General features: G+C 67.1%; 17 protein-coding genes. 8 read left to right on the top strand and 9 right to left on the bottom strand.

The genetic code is table 11. From position 1 onward, the window contains the following. Positions 1–187 precede the first annotated feature (187 nt). From EAO27_RS09785 to EAO27_RS09770, 4 genes are all read left to right on the top strand, one after another. Positions 188–1,528 (top strand): peptidylprolyl isomerase, encoded by a 1,341-nt coding sequence (locus EAO27_RS09785; protein ID WP_242780070.1) that lies wholly within the window; start codon positions 188–190, stop codon positions 1,526–1,528. Then, positions 1,528–2,547, top strand: a complete 1,020-nt coding sequence (gene pdxA, locus EAO27_RS09780) for a 4-hydroxythreonine-4-phosphate dehydrogenase PdxA (RefSeq protein ID WP_242780068.1) — start codon at positions 1,528–1,530, stop codon at positions 2,545–2,547. Before EAO27_RS09785 ends, pdxA begins: the two co-directional genes overlap by 1 nt. Continuing rightward, entirely contained in the window at positions 2,544–3,389 is an 846-nt protein-coding gene (gene rsmA, locus EAO27_RS09775; protein WP_242780066.1) for a 16S rRNA (adenine(1518)-N(6)/adenine(1519)-N(6))-dimethyltransferase RsmA, read from the top strand. The genes pdxA and rsmA overlap by 4 nt, the downstream gene beginning before the upstream one ends. Before the next feature lie 150 nt (positions 3,390–3,539). Then, on the top strand, positions 3,540–4,817 hold the full coding sequence (locus EAO27_RS09770; RefSeq protein ID WP_278190161.1) for an amidohydrolase family protein: 1,278 nt from the start codon (positions 3,540–3,542) through the stop codon (positions 4,815–4,817). A gap of 82 nt (positions 4,818–4,899) precedes the next feature. Here the strand turns inward: EAO27_RS09770 and EAO27_RS09765 are convergent, their stop codons facing one another. The 3 genes from EAO27_RS09765 to EAO27_RS09755 are packed head-to-tail and all read right to left on the bottom strand — an operon-like array spanning position 4,900 to position 7,671. Next, positions 4,900–5,679, bottom strand: a complete 780-nt coding sequence (locus EAO27_RS09765) for a tyrosine-protein phosphatase (RefSeq protein WP_242780061.1) — start codon at positions 5,677–5,679, stop codon at positions 4,900–4,902. Positions 5,680–5,681: 2 nt separating this feature from the next. After that, positions 5,682–6,485, bottom strand: coding sequence for a crotonase/enoyl-CoA hydratase family protein (locus EAO27_RS09760; RefSeq protein ID WP_242780059.1), 804 nt, complete (start codon positions 6,483–6,485; stop codon positions 5,682–5,684). 55 nt (positions 6,486–6,540) lie between these two features. Next, positions 6,541–7,671, bottom strand: a complete 1,131-nt coding sequence (locus EAO27_RS09755) for a CaiB/BaiF CoA-transferase family protein (RefSeq protein ID WP_242780057.1) — start codon at positions 7,669–7,671, stop codon at positions 6,541–6,543. Between the two features lie 157 nt (positions 7,672–7,828). Here EAO27_RS09755 and EAO27_RS09750 point away from each other — a divergent pair, with 157 nt between their 5' ends. Beyond that, the gene (locus tag EAO27_RS09750; RefSeq protein WP_242780055.1) at positions 7,829–9,166 is read left to right on the top strand and encodes an alkaline phosphatase PhoX; all 1,338 of its coding nucleotides are present in this window, start codon (positions 7,829–7,831) and stop codon (positions 9,164–9,166) included. Positions 9,167–9,202: 36 nt separating this feature from the next. On the opposite strand, the gene EAO27_RS09745 is transcribed toward EAO27_RS09750, so the two are convergent. The 5 genes from EAO27_RS09745 to EAO27_RS09725 form a co-directional block, all read right to left on the bottom strand. Then, positions 9,203–10,453: an acetyl-CoA C-acetyltransferase gene (locus tag EAO27_RS09745; protein ID WP_242780053.1), complete on the bottom strand. Its 1,251-nt coding sequence runs from the start codon at positions 10,451–10,453 to the stop codon at positions 9,203–9,205. 33 nt (positions 10,454–10,486) lie between these two features. Next, positions 10,487–11,269 (bottom strand): SDR family oxidoreductase, encoded by a 783-nt coding sequence (locus EAO27_RS09740; RefSeq protein WP_242780051.1) that lies wholly within the window; start codon positions 11,267–11,269, stop codon positions 10,487–10,489. A gap of 13 nt (positions 11,270–11,282) precedes the next feature. After that, on the bottom strand, positions 11,283–12,488 hold the full coding sequence (locus EAO27_RS09735; protein WP_242780049.1) for an acyl-CoA dehydrogenase family protein: 1,206 nt from the start codon (positions 12,486–12,488) through the stop codon (positions 11,283–11,285). Beyond that, complete coding sequence (locus EAO27_RS09730; protein WP_242780047.1) at positions 12,485–13,579, bottom strand: acyl-CoA dehydrogenase family protein; 1,095 nt, start codon at positions 13,577–13,579, stop codon at positions 12,485–12,487. The genes EAO27_RS09735 and EAO27_RS09730 overlap by 4 nt, the downstream gene beginning before the upstream one ends. A gap of 84 nt (positions 13,580–13,663) precedes the next feature. Next, positions 13,664–14,464 carry an enoyl-CoA hydratase/isomerase family protein gene (locus tag EAO27_RS09725; protein ID WP_242780045.1) on the bottom strand — a complete coding sequence of 267 codons (801 nt, stop codon included), beginning with the start codon at positions 14,462–14,464 and terminating at the stop codon, positions 13,664–13,666. A gap of 61 nt (positions 14,465–14,525) precedes the next feature. Here EAO27_RS09725 and EAO27_RS09720 point away from each other — a divergent pair, with 61 nt between their 5' ends. Together EAO27_RS09720 and EAO27_RS09715 are read left to right on the top strand one after the other, a co-directional pair. Further along, positions 14,526–15,647, top strand: coding sequence for an acyl-CoA dehydrogenase family protein (locus EAO27_RS09720; RefSeq protein ID WP_242780043.1), 1,122 nt, complete (start codon positions 14,526–14,528; stop codon positions 15,645–15,647). 1 nt (position 15,648) lies between these two features. Then, positions 15,649–16,872, top strand: coding sequence for an acyl-CoA dehydrogenase family protein (locus EAO27_RS09715; RefSeq protein ID WP_242780041.1), 1,224 nt, complete (start codon positions 15,649–15,651; stop codon positions 16,870–16,872). Between the two features lie 92 nt (positions 16,873–16,964). Here the strand turns inward: EAO27_RS09715 and EAO27_RS09710 are convergent, their stop codons facing one another. Next, positions 16,965–18,452, bottom strand: coding sequence for a class I adenylate-forming enzyme family protein (locus EAO27_RS09710; protein ID WP_242780039.1), 1,488 nt, complete (start codon positions 18,450–18,452; stop codon positions 16,965–16,967). 76 nt (positions 18,453–18,528) lie between these two features. Here EAO27_RS09710 and EAO27_RS09705 point away from each other — a divergent pair, with 76 nt between their 5' ends. After that, complete coding sequence (locus tag EAO27_RS09705) at positions 18,529–19,815, top strand: MaoC family dehydratase N-terminal domain-containing protein (RefSeq protein ID WP_242780037.1); 1,287 nt, start codon at positions 18,529–18,531, stop codon at positions 19,813–19,815. Positions 19,816–19,974 lie beyond the last annotated feature (159 nt).

Here is a 19,974-nt window from a genome sequence, read left to right as displayed (position 1 = left end):
CGCCGGGCCGCTCTGTACCACGGAAAAGTGCGCCGGCCTCGTCCGCATTGCGCATCCTGCTCAGCTTGCGTTCAGCGTTTTGCGGCTATTCGGGCTGTCGTTATGACAGGCTTTGGCGCGTTTGCGCTGGACCAGCGGGCGTGTCCGCTGATACGGAGCGTCCCGGAACCTTCTTCATAGGGTGAAAATGACCAAAATTTCGACCATCTTCGGCTTCGCTGCCGTTGCCGCCGTCGCCGTGACGCCGGTGCTGGCCCAGACCGTCGCCGATACCGACGTGCCGAACACCAGCCTCAACATCCCGGGCAATGTCCAGGTCTATGGCGACGCCAAGTCGAACGTCTATCGCCCGTCGGCGACGGTGAACGGCGAGATCATCACCGCGACCGACATCGAACAGCGCATGGCGCTGATCCGGGTCGCGAACAACAATATGGAACTGCCCGCCGATCAGGAACAGGCGCTGCGCCAGCAGGTGTTCAGCAACCTGATCGACGAGAAACTGCAGATCCAGGAAGCCCGCGCGGCGGAGATCACGATCGACGAGAATCTGGTCAACGACCAGTTCGCGCGGCTCGCGGCGCGCTACAAGCAGTCGCCCGAACAGTTCACCGCCTATCTGGCGTCGAAGGGATCGTCGGCAGCGGCGGTGAAGCAGCAGATTCGCGGCGAATATGCGTGGGACCGCCTGTTGCAGCGCAACGTCCAGTCGACGACCAACGTGTCGAAGGACGAGGTCGACGCGATCTACAAGCGGACGATGGAAGCCAAGGGGCAGGATGAATTCCACCTCGCCGAAATCTATCTGACCGCGACTCCCGAGACCGTCGAGGCGGTGGCGCAGAATGCGCAGAAGATCGTCCAGGCGCTCCAGGGCGGGGGCAGTTTCCAGGCCTATGCCCGGCAGTTCTCCGAAGCGTCGACCGCGGTCGTCGGCGGCGATCTTGGCTGGGTGCGCGCCGGCCAGCTGCCCGACAGCATGGCCGATGCCGCGCGCCAGATGCAGCCCGGCCAGCTCGTCGGACCGATCGAGGTTCCGGGCGGCGTGTCGATCATGCTGATGGTCGACCGGCGCCAGGTGCTGACCGCCGATCCGCGCGATGCGGTGCTCAGCCTCAAGCAGATCTCGCTCGATTTCCCCGCCGGCACGACCGAGGCGAAGGCCTCCGAACTCGCCGGGCAGTTCGCCGAAGCGACGCGTTCGATTGCGGGTTGCGGTGCCGCCGACGCGGTGGCGCAGAAGCTGGGTGCCAGCGTGGTGTCGCGCGACGGCATTTCGATGCGCCAGCTTCCCGCGCCTTTACAGGGCACGCTGATCAACCTGCAGGTCGGCCAGACCACGCAGCCGTTCGGCGCGGCGAACGAAGGCGTGAGCGTCCTGGTGCTGTGCGGCCGCGACGTGCCGAACACCGTGGCCGAGCCCAATATCGAGGAAATCGAGAACCGGCTGCTCGAGGAAAAGGTCAACAAGCGTGCCCAGCGCTATCTGCGCGACCTGCGCCGGGATGCGGTGATCGACTTCAGCTGATGAGCGATTTTGCACAGCCGCGGCCGATCGCGGTCACCCTGGGTGACCCGGCCGGCGTCGGCCCCGAAGTGACCGCGCGCGCCTGGGCGGCGCGGCGCGAGCACGACCTGCCGCCGTTCGTCGCGATCGGCGATGCGGCCTCGATCGCGGCCGTGTGGGACGGCCCGGTCGAGCGCATCGACGACATCGCCGACGCCGTCCGGCGGTTCGACGACGCATTGCCGGTGTGGCATCTCGAGGACAGCGGGCCGGTCGTGCCCGGATCGCCGAGCAAGGCCGGCGCGACCTGTGCGCTCCATTCGCTCGAAACCGGGATCGGGCTTGCCCGCACGCCCGCCGCCAGCGCGCTCGTCACCGGGCCGGTGTCGAAGCTCCAGCTCTATGGTGTCGGCTATACGCATCCGGGCCAGACCGAATTCATCGCCGAACGCTGCGGTGTGACCGCGACCAATGCGGTGATGATGCTCGCCGGGCCGTCGCTGCGCGTCGTGCCGCTGACGGTGCACATCCCGCTCGCCGAAGTGCCCGAGCGGCTGACGCAGGAACTGATCGTCGCCAAGGCGCGGATCACCGTGCGCGCGCTGAAGCGCGATTTCGGGATCGAGCGCCCGCTGCTCGCGATCGCCGGGCTGAACCCGCACGCGGGCGAGAGCGGCGAGATGGGCGACGAGGAATTGCGCGTCATCCGCCCCGCGGTCGAGCAGCTGCTCGCCGACGGCATCGCGATCGAGGGGCCGCTCGCCGCCGACAGCCTGTTCGCGCCCAATGTCCGCACGCGCTACGACGCGCTGCTCTGTCCCTATCACGACCAGGCGCTGGCGCCGTTCAAGGCGCTGCATTTCCACGACGGGGTTAATCTGACGCTCGGGCTGCCGATCGTGCGCACGTCGGCCGACCACGGCACCGCGTTCAACATCGCGGGCACCGGCGCCGCCGATCCGGGGCCGACGATCGCCGCGATCCGCATGGCGGCCGAACTCGCGGCGACGCGCGAGCGCAACTGCGCCCCCGCCGCGTGACGCGTCCGCCCGCGCCGACCCTGCCGCCGCTGCGCGAGACGGTGCGCGTGCACGGCCTGTCGGCGAGCAAGGCGCTGGGGCAGAATTTCCTCTTCGACGAACAATTGCTCGACCGCATCGCGGCGCTTCCGGGCGAGCTTGACGGCGAGACGGTGTTCGAGGTCGGCCCGGGGCCGGGCGGGCTGACGCGCGCGCTGCTGCGCGCCGGGGCGCGGGTGATCGCGGTCGAGCGCGACGACCGCTGCCTGCCCCTGCTCGGCGAGCTGTCGGCCGCCTTCGACGGGCGGCTGGCCGTGCTTGCCGAGGATGCGATGGCTATCGACGCCGACGTCGAGGCGGGCGGCCCCTATCACATCGTCGCGAACCTGCCCTATAACGTCGGCACGGCGCTGTTCACGCGCTGGCTCGAACCCGCGAGCTGGCCGCCGCTCTGGAAATCGCTGACCCTGATGTTCCAGCTCGAGGTTGCCGAGCGCATTGTCGCGCAGCCCAATACCTCGGCCTACGGGCGGCTGAGCGTGCTCGCGCAGTGGCGCTCTACCGCGAAGATCGCGATGAAGGTGCATCGTTCGGCCTTCACCCCGCCGCCCAAGGTGATGTCGGCGATCGTCCATGTCGTGCCCGCCGGACAGCCCGCGGACGTCGATCCGAAAATCCTGTCGAAGCTGACCGAGCGGGGTTTCGGGCAGCGGCGCAAGATGCTGCGACAGAGTCTGAAGGGCGTCGCGGGAGCGATCGAGGCGCTGGAGGCGTGCGGCATCGACGCGACGCGCCGCGCCGAAACGGTCACCGTCGCCGAATGGGTCGAACTGGCGCGCGCGCTGGGACGGCGGGGCGGCTGACGGCCCCGGATTGGCGGCGCGATTTTCCGCTGTCCTAACCCGTTTTGTTTTGCCATCTTGTTTGCGGGCATCGGCAACAGGGGCGGTTTGATCATGCAATCGAGAGTGAAGTTCGGGACTTTTCTGCGCGGAATCGCCCTGGGCGGCACCATGTTCGCCGCGGCGGTGACCGTGCCGGCGCAAGCGCAGGACGGCAGCGGCCAGACGGTGATCACCGCCGCGCGCTACCTCGACGTGCTGTCGGGCAGAACGGTCGACTTCCCTGCGATCTTCGTCGGTCCCGACGGACGCATCACCAGCATCGCCGACGCGCGCACGGTGCGCTGGGGGGCAGACGTCAGGCACGTCGATCTGGGCGACAAGACGCTGCTGCCCGGGCTGATCGACATGCACGTCCACCTCGACGGCCCCGCCGACATCGGCGGCTATCGCGGGCTTGAATTCACCGACAGCTTCTGGGGCATGACCGCGGTCAAGAATGCCAACGACATGCTGAACGCGGGCTTCACGACCGTGCGCAACGTCGGTTCGTCGGACCGCAACGACGTCGGGCTCAAGCAGGCGATCGACGCGGGTTACGCCACGGGGCCGCGCATCGTGCCCGCGGGCTATGCGCTCGGCGCGACGGGCGGACATTGCGACAGCACCTTCCTGCCGCCGAGCCTCGAAAAGAAGGACGGCAAGGAAGAAGGGATCGGCGACAATCCCGAGGAACTGCGCTACCAGGTGCGGCGCCAGCGCAAATATGGCGCCGAGGTGATCAAGGTGTGTGCGACCGGCGGCGTTTTCTCGCGCAACACCGAGCCGGGGCAGCTCCAGGTGTCCGAAAAGGAACTCGCGGCGATCGCCGACGAGGCGCATCAATGGGGGCTGCGCGTCGCCGCGCACGCGCACGGCGCCGAGGGCATCCGCGCCGCGATTTCGGCGGGGATCGACACGATCGAGCATGTCAGCCTGCTCGACGACGAGGGCATCCGCCTCGCGCTCGCGCGCAAGCGGCCGGTGTGGTTCTCGATGGATATCTTCAACACCGAATATACGCAGGCCGAGGGCGCGAAGAACGGCGTGCTCGAGGATAATCTGCGCAAGGATCGCGAGATCGCGCAGATCCAGCGCGACAATTTCCGCAAGGCGCACAAGGCTGGGGTGCGCATGGTGTTCGGGTCCGACGCGGGGGTGATGCCGCACGGACAGGTCGGCGGCCAGTTCCGCGTGATGGTCGAATATGGGATGACCCCGCTGCAGGCGATCCAGGCGGCGACGAAGAACGGCGCCGAGGCGCTCGGCCGCGAAAAGGACGTCGGTGCGATCGCGGTCGGCCGCTATGCCGACATCATCGCGGTCGACGGCGACCCGCTGGCCGACGTGCGCCAGCTCGAAAGCGTCGATGCCGTGGTCAAGGGCGGGGTGTTGGTCAAGGGCCTGTAAAGAGCAATCACCGTAGCCCTGAGCCTGTCGAAGGGCGCCTATCCGAGAAGCGCCCTTCGACAGGCTCAGGGCTACGGCTTTTTTACACCACCAGCTTGTCGATCATCGCCTCGTGCATCTCGGGGGTCAGGTTGAGCACCGCCTCGGCATAGGTCGCCACGTCGCCATGGTCGCGGCGCACCGTCGCGAGCGCGGCCTCGAGGAAGGCGGGGTTCACCGACATCAGCGCGCGGATGGCATCCTCGTCCATCTCGACGCCGTGACGCGCGCGGATGTGCCCCGCGCCCTGCGCGATGCGCTCCTCGATCTTGCCGGCGCTGTTGGTGAGCAGATAATCCTGCATCAGATCATCCTCGTGGACGCCGAGCAGCCTGTGGACGACCGCGACCGCGAAGCCGGTGCGGTCCTTGCCCGCGACGCAGTGGACGAGGCTGGGCGCGTCATATTCGGCGAGCGCCGACAGGTAGAGCCGCAGCGTCGCGACCAGCGCGGGGCGATAGGGCATGCCGGCGTAGGTGTCGATCATCCGCGCCCGTGCGGTCTGGGCGTCGATCGCGCCGCCTGCTGCCTGCAAATGCGGCGCGAGGCCCGCGGTGACGCCGCCCGCGAACAGGACGCGCGCGCTGAAACTCTCGCTGCGACGGCAGACATGCTCGGCGCGCTCGTCGTCGCCGCGCAGGTCGATCACGGTCTCGATCCCGAGCGCGTCGATCGCGGCGAGATCTTCGTCGCTCGCCTCGACATGGTGCGCCGAGCGCCACAGTACACCGCCGCGGAGCCGCCCGCCCCCCTCGACGTCATAGCCGCCATAGTCGCGGAAATTGTGGATGCCGGACAGCGGCAGGACGCGCTCGGCGAGCATGGTCAGTCTCCTGTGAAAACGGGCGGGCGTTTCTCGACGAAGGCGTTGATCGCCTCGCGATTGTCGGCGGTTTCGTGGACGATCGCCTGATAGGCGGCGCTGAGTTCGAGGATGTCGCTCATCCGGCTGTGCTGCGCCTCGCGGAGCAGGCGCTTGGTGAGCCGGAGCGCGCGCGGCGGATTGCACACGATGCGTTCGGCGATCGCGATGGCGCGACCCAGCAACTCGGCGTCGGGCACGACTTCGGTGACGAGGCCATAGTCCTTTGCCTGCGCCGCGCCGAAACGGTCACCGGTCAGGAACAGCTCGGCGGCGCGCGGATAGCCAAGAATCTTTTGCAGGAGCCAGGCGCCGCCGTCGCCGGGGACGATGCCTACCTTGATGAAGCTGCACGCGAACTGGGCGCTCTCGGCCGCGATGCGGATGTCGCAGGTGCAGGCAAGGTCGGCGCCGAGGCCGATGGCGTGGCCGTTCACCGCGGCGATCATCGGGACTTCGCAGTCCATCAGCGCACGGATCACCGCCTGCACGCCCTTGCGGTAGTTGGCGCGGGTCGAATCGGGCTGGTCGAGCACCCCGATGCCCTGCCGGTCCTTCATGCCCTTGAGGTTGCCGCCGGCGCTGAACGCCTTGCCGCTGCCGGTCAGGATGATCGCGCTGACGCTACGGTCGTCGCCAAGCGCGCGCAGCGTGTCGATGATGTCCTGACAGTCTTCGTGGGTGCCGATCGCGTTCATGCTCTCGGGCTTGATCATCGTCAGAATCGCGATCTTGCCGCGCCGTTCGACGCTCAGAAATTCGCCCATGATAGTCTCCTTATCGGCCGCGACAGGCTACGCCTCGCCGCGGTCTCGTGCAAGTTCAGCGCACCGCGCCACCGCTGCGCAGCGCCGCGATCTTGTCGGCGTCGTAGCCGAGCCCGGCGAGGATCGTGTCGCCGTCGGCACCGACCACCGGGGCCGGGCGCGGGGTGTCGGCGACCGTCGCCGAATAGCGCGGCGCGGGCGCCGGGTGCGGCACACCCGCGACGGTGACGAAGGTCTCGCGCGCGACATTGTGCGGGTGGTGGGGCGCCTCGCTCAGCGACAGGACGGGGGCGAAGCAGACGTCGGTCATCTCCATCAGTTCGCACCATTCGTCGCGCGTCCTGGTCGCGAACAGCGCGGCGACCTTTTCCTTCTTCGCGGGCCAGTTCTCCTGATCGTCCTGCACGTCGAAGTCGGGATCGGCGTCGAGCCCGGTCTTGGCGCGCAGCAGCGCATAGAATTGCGGTTCGATCGATCCGATCGAGATGAACTTGCCGTCGCTGCAGGTGTAGGTGTCGTAATAGGGTGCGCCGCCGTCGAGCCGGTTCACGCCGGCTTCGTCCTTGAGTACGCCGGCGCCGTGGAACCACCAGCTCATGCCCGCGAGCAGCGCCGATCCGTCGGTCATCGCGCAGTCGATCACCTGGCCCTCGCCGGTTTTCGCGGCGTGGAGGAGCGCGCTCGACATGCCGAAGGCGAGCATCATGCCGCCGCCGCCGAAATCACCGACATAGTTGACCGGCGGCACGGGCTTGCCCCCGCGCACGCCGACCGTGTGCAGCACGCCCGAGAGCGAGATGTAATTGATGTCGTGGCCCGCCGCCTGTGCATAGGGGCCGAACTGGCCCCAGCCGGTCATGCGGCCATAGACGAGCTTTGGATTGTCGGCGAGCAGCACATCGGGGCCGAGGCCGAGGCGTTCCATGACCCCCGGGCGATAGCCTTCGATGATGCCGTCGGCGCTCTTGCAGAGGTCACGCGCGGTCTGCACGGCGTCGGGATTCTTCATGTCGAGCGCGATCGAGGTGCGGTTGCGCGACAGCGGATCACGCGGGTCCATCATGCCGCCGGGGCGGTCGATGCGGATCACTTCGGCGCCATGGTCGGCGAGCATCATGCCGCAGAAGGGGCCGGGGCCGATACCGGCGAATTCGATGATGCGGATGCCTTTGAGCGGGCCTGCCATGTCTCTTTCTCCCTAAGTTTCAGGCGGCCATGCCGATGCCCAAAGGGCAGGGCAAGGCCAAAACGCTTTGTGTCGATGGATGAAACCGCGGTGCAGCCGCTTTGTCACAAAGCGTGCCTATCGCCCGCGGCAAAGCTGATTTCCGGAGTCGTACCAGATGCTCGATCGCCGCCGTTTCGCCATGACCGCACTCGCCTTTGGCGGGCTTGCGCTGCAGAGCCGCGCGGCGGCGGGCGGCATGATGGCGGTCGATCCCGGCTATGGCCCGTTGCAGCCCGATCCGGGGGGGCTGCTCGACCTGCCGCCGGGATTTTCCTATCGTATCGTTTCGCGGTTCGGCGAGGCGATGAGCGACGGCTATCGCGTGCCCGACCGCGCCGACGGCATGGGCTGTTTCAAGCTGGGGGGCGGCAAGGTCGCGCTGGTGCGCAACCATGAACTGGAACCCAAGCATCTCGGCGATGGGCCGCTCGCGCCCGGCGCGGCGGTGCCCGCGGGGACGTTCGACAGCGCCGCGGGCGCGGCGCTGCCCGGCGGGACGACGACGCTGGTGCTCGACGCCGATACGCTGGCGGTCGAGACACAATATCTGAGCCTGCTCGGGACGATCCGCAACTGTTCGGGCGGGGTGACGCCGTGGGGCAGCTGGCTGAGCTGCGAAGAGAGCGTCGACGGTCCCGGCGAAGGCGTCGGCAAGCCGCACGGCTGGATCTTCGACGTGCCCGCCGATGCCGGCAAGCTGGTCGGGGCCGAGCCGCTCAAGGCGATGGGGCGCTTCAACCGCGAGGCGGCGGTGGTCGATCCGCGCACCGGGGTCGTCTATATGACCGAGGACCGCGACGACAGCCTCTTCTATCGCTTCCTGCCCGACGACGCGGGGGCGCTGCACAAGGGCGGACGATTGCAGGCGCTGGCGTTCGACGACCCGTGGCTGCGCGACAGCCGCAACTGGGACGGCACGAAATTCGCGCCCGGCAGCTGGCAATTCGCGCGCTGGATCGATCTCGACGACGTCGAAAGCCCGCGCGACGATCTGCGCGTACGCGGGGCAAAGAAGGGCGCGGCGGTCTTTGCGCGCGGCGAAGGGATCCACTGGGGCAAGGACGAACTTTATTTCACCTGCACCTCGGGCGGGCGCGCGGGGCAGGGGCAGATCATGCGCTATCGCCCCTCGCGCCACGAAGGCAAGGACCGCGAGAAGGCGATGCCGGGACGCATCCAGCTCTTCCTCGAATCGACCGACCCCGCACAATACAGCTTTGGAGACAATCTCACCGTCGCGCCGAACGGCCATCTGATCGTTTGCGAGGATCAATATAGCGACACCGTCGACAATCATCTGCGCGGAGTGACTCCGTTCGGCGAGGTCTATGCCTTCGGCCGGGTGCGGACGCAGACCGAGCCGGCAGGCGCGTGCTTCGCGCCCGACGGCCGGACCTTGTTCCTCAACCTCTACAGCCCGGCGATGACGCTCGCGATCCGCGGGCCGTTCTGAACGAAGCCCCTCGCGGAGAGGGGCTTCGCGTCAGTGTCAGATGCGTTCAATGATGATCGCCGGGGCCATGCCGCCCGCGGCGCACATGGTGACGAGGCCGTAGCGGCCGCCCGAGCGCTCGAGTTCGTCGAGCGCGGTGCCGATCAGGATCGAGCCAGTGGCGCCGATCGGGTGGCCGAGCGCCATGGCGCCGCCGTTGATGTTGACCTTTGCGCGGTCGAGATCGAGGTCGCGGATGAACTTCTCGGCAACCACCGCGAAGGCCTCGTTGATTTCCCAGACATCGATGTCGTTCGTGGTCAGGCCGGCCTTTTCGAGCACCTTTCTGGCCGCGGGGACCGGGGCGTTGAGCATCAGCGTCGGATCATCGCCCTGGTTGGCGTAGGCGACGATGCGCGCGCGCGGCTTCAGGCCGTGCTTGTCGGCATAGTCCTTCGAGGTCAGCAGGATCGCGGCCGCGCCGTCGACGACGCCCGACGAGTTGCCGGCGTGGTGGACGCCCTTGAACTCGAGGTCGGGGTAGCGGCGGGTGATCTGCTTGCGGAAGGTGACGCCACCGCCGAGGTCGAAGTCGGCGAGCGCGTCGAAGCTGGCCTTGAGCCCGGCGAGGCCTTCGGCGGTGGTTTCGGGGCGCGGGAATTCCTCGCGGTCGAGCGCGACGCTGCCGTCCTCGTTATGGACGGGGACGACCGACTTGTCGAAGCGCCCCTCGGCGATGGCGACCGCCGCGCGCTGCTGGCTGACGAGCGCGAGAGCGTCGACGGCTTCGCGGCTGATGCCTTCGAGCGCGGCGATCGCGTCGCCGCACACGCCCTGGTGCGACTGCGGGTGGATCGCGTCGAGTGCGGCGTTGCCCGACCCCATGCCGAGCGGCTTGATGCCGGCATTGGCTTCTTCGGCGCCGATCTGCGCGGTGTAGCTCATCATCTCGGTGCCGCCGGCGATGACGCAATCTTCCATGCCCGACATGACGGTCGCTGCGGCGAAGTTCACCGAGCTGATGCCGCCGCCGCAGAAGCGGTCGAGGGTCGTGCCCGACGCCGTGACGTCATAGCCCGCGGCGAGCGCGGCCATGCGGCCGAGGTCGCCGCCCTGCTTGCCCTTTTGCGTCGAGGTCGACCAGATGATGTCGTCGACGGTCGCGGTGTCGAGATTGTTGCGTTCCTTGATCGCCTTCAGCACCGTCGCGGCGAGGTGTTGCGGGTGGAGGTGCGAAAGCGCGCCCTTGCCGGGCTTGCCGATCCCGCGCGGGGTGCGGACGGCATCGATGATATAGGCTTCGGACATCACAGGTTTCCTTCTTCGAGGGGAGTTTGACGATTAACGCGGGGCCATGCGGATCGCGCCGTCGAGGCGGACGGCCTGGCCGTTGAAATAGGAGTTGCGGATCATTTCCATCGCGAGGCTGGCATATTCCTCGGCGTGGCCGAGCCGCTTGGGGAAGGGGACCGACGCGCCGAGGCTGGCGAGCACGGGTTCGGGCAGGCCGGCGACGAGCGGGGTCTTGAACACCCCGGGCATGATCGAATTGACCCGGATGCCGAGGTCCATCAGGTCGCGCGCCATCGGCAGGACGAGGCCGTTCACCCCGGCCTTGGCCGAACCGTAGATGACCTGGCCGATCTGCGCATCCTGCGCTGCGACCGACGCGGTGAGCACGATCGCGCCGCGCTCGCCGTCTTCGAGTTCGGGGAGGGTCGCCATGCCTTCGGCTGCGATCGACGCGACGCGGTAGCTTGCGGTCAGGATGCCCGCGACGCCATAGGCATAATCCTCGGTCGGGGTGCGGCGGAAGCTGCCGCTCGCCTTGTCGAAAGCGAGCGTCTTGCCGCGCCGCGAGGTCATCGCGCAGTGGACGCAGATGCGCTCCTGTCCGTGCGCGGCGCGCGCGGCCGCATAGCCATCGAGGACCGACTGCTCGTCGGTGATGTCGACATGAACGAACAGCCCGCCGATCGCCTTGGCGACTTCCTCGCCGAGCGCGTCGTTGATGTCGAAGATGGCGACCTTGACGCCCTGCGCCGCGAGCGTCTCCGCCGTGGCGCGGCCGAGGCCCGAGGCGCCGCCGGTGACGACGGCGGCCGTGCTGGAATCGATCTTCATGCGCTGGCCCTCCTCAGGCCGGAATCTGGTTGAACGGTACGCCCTTGTCGGGGCGGTGATCCTGCGGGAGGCCGAGGATCTTTTCGGCGATGGTGTTGAGCAAAGTCTCGTCCGAGCCCCCCGCGATGCGGCCGGTCGGCGCGTTGATCCAGCTCGACGTCCAGTCCTCCTTCTGCGAGGCATGATCGTCGTAACCGAAGCCGCCCGACCCCTGGAGGTCGATCGCAAGCTCCGACAGCTTCTGGCGCGAGCGCACCGCGACGAGCTTGTTGAGCGACCCCTCGGGCCCTGGCGTCATGCCCGCCTGCATCATCGCCATCGCGCGCGCGGTGATCGACTGGAGGCCGCTCCGCATCGCAAAGTTGCGCGCGATCTGCTGGCGGATACGGCCATCCTCGATCGCCGGCTTGCCGTTGAGTTCGACCTCTTTCGCCAGATCGACGAACAGGTCGAGGTGCGGGCCGAAACCGGCGCTGTCGGTCGCGACATAGCGTTCGATCATCAGCGTCGCGATCGCGACCGCAAAGCCGCCGCCGACCGGCGACATGCGGTGATCGTCGGTGATCTTCACATCGTCGAAGAAGACTTCGTTGACGTGGCTGTCGCCGCCGACGAGCTTGATCGGGCGCACGGTGACGCCCGGCGCCTTCATGTCGACCCAGAAATAGGTGAGGCCCTTGTGCTTCACGACATTGGGGTCGGTGCGAACGACGATGACGCCATAGTCGCAATATTGCGCCCAGCTGGTCCAGATTTTCTGGCCGTTGATTTTCCATCCGTTGCCGTCGGCCTCCGCCCTGGTGCGCAGGCCCGCGAGGTCCGAACCGCCCGCAGGTTCGGAGAAAAGCTGGCACCAGATCTCTTCGCCCTTCAGCGCCTTCAGAACCCGTTCCTTGACGAACTCCTTGTCGCTGCCGAATTGCATCAGTACCGGGATCGGCATGCCGAGCGAGATGCCGAAATAGAAGCTCGGGAAGCCGTGCTTCATTTCCTCGGTATCGAAGGTGACTTTTTCGAGGTGGCCGAGGCCCTGGCCGCCGAACTCGGTCGGCCAGTTGATCCCGGCATAGCCCGCGTCGAACTTGGCGCGCTGATATTTGCGGCCGACGGCGAGATCCTCCTCGACGCTCAATCCCTTGCGGGCTTCCTTGCCGAAGGTCGGGACCATCGATTCCAGCCAGGCCGCCGCCTTGGCGCGATAGGCTTCAAGGTTGCTCATGCAGCTTCTCCCGTCAGGCGGTCGACGAGGACGTCTTCCCAGAAAAACAGATTGCCCTGTTCGATGGCAAGGCTGCGCGCGCGGCGCGTGTGGAGGTGGAGCCCCAGTTCCCACGTCACGCCCATGCCGCCGTGAATCTGCACGCAGTCGCGCGACGCGGTGTCATAGGCCTCGGTCGCCGAGAGGCGGGCGGCGGCGGCGGCGGTGACGAAGTCGGCCTGTCCCTCGCGCGACGCAGCGTGAATGCAATTGGCGCGCGCCAGTTCGACATGGCCGTAAAGCTCGGCAATCCGGTGCTTGATCGACTGGAAGGCGCCGATCGGCTGGCCGAACGCCTTGCGCGTCACGGCATAGTCGCGGGCGATTTCCATCATCACCTCGGCGCCGCCGGCCTGTTCGTGCGCGGTGATGACCGCCTGCAACGCCAGGACGTGGAGTGCCGCATCGCGCGCCGCATCGCCCGCGACGAGCGTTTCCGCGGGCGTCGCCTGGAAGACAAGGTCGGCGAAGAGACGGCTGTTGTCGAAGCTGTCGATCGTGTTGCGCCGCGCGCCCGCCAGTTCGGCGATGACCAGCGCGGGCGTGCCGGAGCTGTTGGCGAAAACCACTGCAATGTCGGCGGCGAGACCGCCTGATACGCCGGTCGCGGTCCCGTCGAGGCGATTGTCGGCCAGCGTGACCGCGGGCGCTGCCGGCAGCGCGCTCGCTCCCGATGCGAAGGCCACCGCCCCGATCGTCTCGCCGCTTGCGAGCCCGGGCAGGTATTTCGCCTTCTGCTCTTCGCTGCCGTACAGCTCGATCGCCTTGGCGGCGCCGAAGCTGGAGGTGAGGAAGGGCGCACCGCTCAGCGAGCGGCCGGCTTGATGCGCGATCAGCCCCAGTTCGATCAGCCCGAGGTCGAGCCCGCCATAGGCTTCGGGCAGCGCGAGGGCGGTCCAGCCCTGTTCCTTCGCGGTGGTCCAGAAGCCGTCATGATAGCGGCCGGTGGTTTCGAGCAGCGGCAGCAGCTCGTCCTTGTTCACCCGGGCTTCGAGCACGCGCCGCGACTCGGTCGCGATCGCCTGTTGCCCCTCGTCGTATAAAATCGACATGCGCGTTCGAGTCCTCACCCTCTGTGTGTTGCGGTCATCCAACCGGACGTTGACGTAAACGTCAAGCAGTAGTTGACGCTACGGCTATCGGACCGTGAATTTCTTGGCCTTGTCGGCCATCAGCGCGGCGCGGTTCACCTGCGGCACGCCGACCGGATTGCCGATCTGGCAATATTTGAGACCCTGTTGCAGCGCGACCGAGCGCGGCAGGTCGAGCGATTCCCAGATCGCCTTGACCGATCCGGCCGTCGCGGCGGGGGGCTTGGCAGCGATCGTCGCCGCGAGTTCGGCGGCGCGGGGCCAAAGTTCGTCGAGCGTCGTGATTTCGCTGACCAGTCCGATGCGCAGCGCGGTGCCCGCGCCGATGCGTTCGTCATTGCCGAGCAGCACCATGCGCAGCACGTCGTGGAGCGGCATGTGATAGGTCATGCCGATCGGTTCGAGCGCGCTCGTCATGCCATAAGTCACGTGCGGGTCGAAGAAGGTCGCGTCCTCGGAGCAGATGATGATGTCGCTCTCGTTGAGCCAGTAGAAGGCGCCACCTGCCGCCATCCCGTGCACCGCTGCGATCACCGGCTTCCAGCAGTTCATCGACTTGGGGCCGAGATAGTTGCCCGGATCCTCGCAGTGCCAGATGTTCGCGAGGTCGACGACGGTGCCGCCCGGCTTCTGCGATTCCTTGACGTCGACCCCGGTGCACCAGGCCTTGCCCGGCGCGGCGCGCAGCACGCAGCAGTGGACGTCGTCCTCGCGCCCGATCCACTTCCACAGATGTTCGAATTCGTCCATCATCCGCCTGGTGAAGCTGTTCATCGCTTCGGGGCGGTTGAGCGTGATCGTCGCGACATGGTCGGCGACATCGACGAGGATGGTTTCATATTGCATGGCCAGCGATTCCCCTCCGGGCGTTTGTCATGGTTGACCTAGTTATACAACTCGCTATGACATGGATCGCAACGATTGGGCAAGGGCTGCGATGAATTTCGACCTCAGCGATGAACAGAAAATGCTCGGGGAGCAAGCCCGGGCGCTGCTTTCCGACCTCTCCTCCTTCGACCGGCTGCGGGTGCTGATCGATTCGGGCGCCGAGTGGGACGAGCCGCTGTGGCGCGCGCTCGCCGACATGGGTTTCCTTGGCGCGGCGATCCCCGAGGCGTATGGCGGGCTGGGGCTCGGCGCGCTCGACCTGGGGGTGATCATGGAGGCGCTCGGCGCCGCTAACGCAGCGGTGCCGTTCATGAGTTCGATCGTGCTGGGCGCCGAAGCGATCCGGCTGGCGGGCAGCGAGGCGCAGAAGGCGGCGTGGTTGCCGAAACTCGCGAGCGGCGAGGCGGTCGCGACCTTCGCCTATGCCGAGGGGCCGGGGCCGGTGTTCGCGACCGGCGTGACGCTGGAGGGCGGCAGGCTCAACGGCAGCAAGTCACCCGTCGCCGACGCCGGTATCGCCGATGTCGCGGTGGTGCTCGTCGCGGGCGGCGGGTTCGCGCTCGTCGAACTCGGACAGCCCGGCGTGGCGAGGACCAGGCTCGACAGTTTCGACCAGCTCCGCGCGCATTACCGCCTCGATTTCGCCGAAGCCGCCGCCGAAGCCATGCCCGGCGCGGGCAAGCTCGACCGATTGATCGATCAGGCCGCGGTGCAGGCGGCGTTCGAGGCGGCAGGGGCGGCCGAAGCGTGCCTGAAGATGGCGCGCGACTATGCGATGGAGCGGCAGATGTTCGGGCGCCCGCTTGCCGGCTACCAGGCGATCAAGCACAAGCTCGCCGATGTCGCGGTGGCGACCGAACTGGCCAGATCAAATGCATATTATGGCGGCTGGGCGGCCGAATCCTCCCCCGACGATCTGCCCGCGGCGGCAGCGGCGGCGCGGCTTTCGGGTATCAAATGCCTCGAAATGGCGGCGCGCGAGAATCTCCAGGTCCATGGCGGCATCGGCTATACGTTCGAGGCGAATTGCCATTTCTATTACCGGCGCGAGCGGATGCTCGCCGTACATCTCGGCAATCGGGGCTTCTGGGCCGACCGTCTGCTGAATGCCCAGCCGGGAAGCCAGGGAAAGGCGGCATAAGATGGATTTCAACGACAGCCCCGCCGAAGCCGCCTTCCGCGCCGAAGCGCGCGACTGGCTTGCGGCGCACGCCCCGGCGCACGAACTGGCGGCCGGCACGAAGATGCCCGACACCGAGGAAGCCGATCGCGGCCGCGCATGGATGCGCGAGCTCTATGCGGGCGGCTGGTCGGGGCTGACCTTTCCGAAAGCGCTTGGCGGGCGTGGCCTGTCGGGGCCGGAAGCGGTGATCTTCGCCGAGGAAGAAGGCAAATATCATCTGCCCAAGGGACCTTTTACCTCGATCGGCACCGGCATGGCGCTACCGGTGATCGCGAAACACGGCACGGAGGCGCAGAAACAACGCTTCATCGAGCCGACGCTGAAGGGCGACATCACCTGGTGCCAGCTCTTCTCCGAACCCGCCGCGGGATCGGATCTCGCCGCGCTGCGGACCAAGGCGGTGCGCGCCGACGACGGCTCGGGCGACTGGATCGTCAACGGCCAGAAAGTCTGGTCGAGCTGGGCGCACCTCACCGACTGGGGCATCCTCGTCGTGCGCACCGATCCCGCGCTGCCCAAGCACAAGGGGCTGACCTTCTTCGTCGTCGACATGAAGACGCCGGGGATCGAGACGCGCCCGATCCGCCAGATTTCGGGGGCGAGCGAATTCAACGAAACCTTCCTGACCGACGTGCGCATTCCCGATGCGAACCGCCTCGGCGCCGAGGGCGAGGGCTGGGCGTGCTGCATGACCGTGCTGATGGGCGAACGCCTCGGCTCGGGCGCGCACCGCAGCGGGGTCGAACCGCTGATCGACTATGCCGCCGCGACCCCCGACGGGCAGGGCGGCACGATGCTCGACGATCGCGCGATCCGCCAGCAGCTTGCCGAGGCGCTGGCCGAGGAACAGGGCGAGCGATTCTTCCAGGCGCGGCTGCGCACGATGGTGTCGAAGGGCGAGAACCCCGGTGCGCTCGCGGGCATGGTCAAGCTCGCCTATGCGTCGCGCTATCAGAAGACCAACGGCCTTGCGCTCGAACTGCGCGGGCTCGCGGGGATCGCGCCCGAGGCAGGCGATACCGCGACCGGCGACGTCCAGTACGACTATATCTATTCGACCGTGATGCGCATCGCCGGCGGCGCCGACGAGGTGCTGCGCAACCAGATCGCCGAACGCGTGCTCGGCATGCCCGGCGAGGTGCGGATGGACAAGGATGTCCCGTTCGAAAGCCTGAAGGGGTAGGCTATTCACCGTAGCCCTGAGCCTGTCGAAGGGCGCCTATCAGAGAAGCGCCCTTCGACAGGCTCAGGACTATGGTTTTTCTTATCCCGACCTCAGGCCACCCGCCGCCGCGCCTCGGCGGCATTCGCCAGGGGCTCGGCCAGTTCCTTCTTCAATATCTTGCCGTTCGGATTGAGCGGCATATGGTCCATCACGACCAAAGTCCGCGGGACCTTGTTGTCGCCGAGATGTTCCTTGCAGAAGCCGATGATCTCGTCGGGAGTCGCGGCCTGTCCCGGGCGCAGCGTCACCGCGGCGGCGATGTCCTCGCCCAGCACGTCGTGCGGCACCCCGACCACCGCCGCCTGCTGCACCGCCGGGTGGAGGTGCAGCACGGTTTCGATTTCGAGCGGGGTGATGTTGTAGCCGCCGCGGATGATCAGCTCCTTCGACCGGCCGGCCATGATCAGGTCGCCGTCTTCGTCGACGAAACCGAGGTCGCCGGTCTTGGTCCAGCCGCCCTTGAAGCTTTCGGCGGTCGCTTCGGCATCGTTCCAGTAGCGTCGCGCGTGTTTCTGCCAGCCGTAGATCTCGCCGACGATGCCGGGTTCGGCGATGACCGCTCCGGTCTCGTCGCGCAACTGCATGTGCGCGGGCATCCGCCCGACGCAGCCGGGTTTCAGAACCTGTTCCTGGCTCGAGGTGCCGATGCCGACCCCGCCTTCGGACATGCCGTAGCTGTTGCGGATGCGCAGGTGCGGCCACAGTTCGGCGGCGCGCTTGACCGAATCGTGCGGCAACGGCGCGGTGCCGGTCATGAGATATTTGACCCCCGCCATGTCGTACTCGCCGACATCGGGGTGGTCGAGCACGAGCCGCAGCATCGAGGGGACGAGATAGACGAGGTTCGGTCGCTTTTCGCGTGCGAGGTCGAGAAAACCCTTGGGGTTGAACTTCGGCTGCGTGATCGCGGTCGCGCCGCCGCGCGCGGGCAGCATGACGATGCCGATATTGCCGCCCGATCCGGTGAGCGGCAGCGCGCTGAGCGTCGAGCGCGAGCGGTCCATATTATAGCCGGTGACCCCGGTCATGAGGTCGGGGTGCGAGACGACGACTCCCTTGATCTTGCCCGTGGTGCCCGAGGTGCCAAGGATTTCGGCGTCGGCGCCGGGGTCGAGGCTCGCCTGGTCGGGGAGCGCGGCGATATCGCGCGGCATCGCGTCGACGTGCCAGGAGCCCGCGAGGTCGAGGTCCCGCACCAGGTCGGGCGCGTCGGTCAGGCAGAAGCGCGGCTCGCACAGCGCGGCATAGTCGGCGATTTCGCGCGGGTTGAGGCGGGTGTTGATCGGGCAGGCGATGCCGCCGGCGCGGAAGACCGCGAAGACCGCGATCGCCATTTCGACCGCACGCGCGTTGCTGATCGGCAGGAAGACGCGGTCGCCGGGGACGAGCCCCGCGGCCGCGAGCCCGCCGCCGACTTCATCGGCCTCGCGATCCCATTCGGCGAAGCTGATCTGCCGCCGCGTATCGTCGTGCGCGATCGCATCGGCCTGGTGCGAAGCGCGCACCTTCAATGCATCGCTGATGCGGCGTACGTTCATGATCGGCTTTATCCCCTTGCGTCGCTGTTGGGGATGTATTACCTAGTTATATAACTCGTGACAAGGGAGATATGCGATGGCCGAAACGAAAAGCGACATCAAGCAGAGCGATGAGTGGCAGAAGGCCGTCGCTTACGAGATTACAGACGAAGATATCGAGCGGCAGCGCAAATTGCTGGGTTTCGACCAGGCGGCGAAGACCCGCGAATATATCCAGACCGCAACCGAGGATAATATCCGCAATTTCGCGCACGGCATGGGCGACGACAAGCCGCTCTACACCGACCCGCATTATGCGAGGAAGACGCGCTGGGGCAGCGTGATCGCGCCGGGGATGATGGCGGGCATCATCAACCGGCCGATGAAGGGCGACCCCGTCCCCGACGAGATCAAGGCGCTGAGGAAGAGCCTGTTCCGCGGCATCCACGTCTTCGTGTCGGGATCGCAGTGGGATTTCTATCGCCCGATCTTTCCGGGCGACACGATCTACAGCTTCAACGGCGACGAGACGTGCGAGGTCAAGCAGTCCGAATTCGCCGGCAAGTCGGTGATCACCGTGCGCCGCGACGTCAAGATGAACCAGCGCGGCGAGGTCGTCGCGGTGTACCGCATCCTGCGCGTGCTCACCGAGCGCAAGACCGCCGCCAAGAAGGGCAAATATTCGGCGATCGAACCCGCGTCCTACACCGACGAGGAAATGCAGGCGATCGAGGATATCTACGCCGCCGAGCGCGTCCAGGGCGCCGAGAAGCGCTGGTTCGAAAATGTCGAGAAGGGCGATTCGCTGGGCCTGCAGGCCAAGGGGCCGCTGACCGTCACCGACGTCATCTGCTTCCACGCCGGCGGTTACGGCTTCGTGCCCTATGCGCCGACCGCGAACCGCCTCGCGCACAAGAATCGTCAGCGCATCCCCGCCTTCTATGTGAAGAACGAGCATGGCATCCCCGACGTCGCGCAGCGGCTGCACTGGGACCCGCTGTGGGCGCAGGCGATCGGCAATCCGATGGCGTATGACTATGGGGTGATGCGCGAGAATTACCTGTGGCAATATCTGAGCGACTGGGCGGGCGACGACGCGGTCATCACCCACATCCACGACGAGATCCGCAAGTTCAACTATATGGGCGACGTCCAGCGCGTCACCGGCGAGGTGCTGGCGAAGCGGCAGGAGGGCGGGCAGAGCCTGGTCGACGTCGCGGTCAAATTCACCAACCAGCGCGACGAGGAAACGGTGCGCGCGACCGCGACGATCGCGCTGCCGAGCAAGGATCGCCCGTTGCCGCTGTACCCGCAGGTGCCCGACGAACTCGCCGAGAAGGCCGTGCGCATGCTGGCACGCCACCGCGAACTCGGCGGGGATTGACCGGGCGGTCCTTTCCCTATCTCGTCACCCTGAACTTGTTTGGTGATTGTCCTGGCGGGAGAGGTAAGATGCTGTTCCCCGGCGCAAGCCGGGGCCCAGATGGCAAATGCAGCCTTCTCCTCCTGGACCCCGGCTTGCGCCGGGGAACGGCTGCTTGGC

Origin of the sequence: Sphingopyxis sp. YF1 (genome assembly GCF_022701295.1) — a bacterium.
Classification (GTDB): domain Bacteria; phylum Pseudomonadota; class Alphaproteobacteria; order Sphingomonadales; family Sphingomonadaceae; genus Sphingopyxis.
Note: the sequence above shows the minus strand (reverse complement) of the source record. Positions and strands in the feature narration are given on the sequence as shown.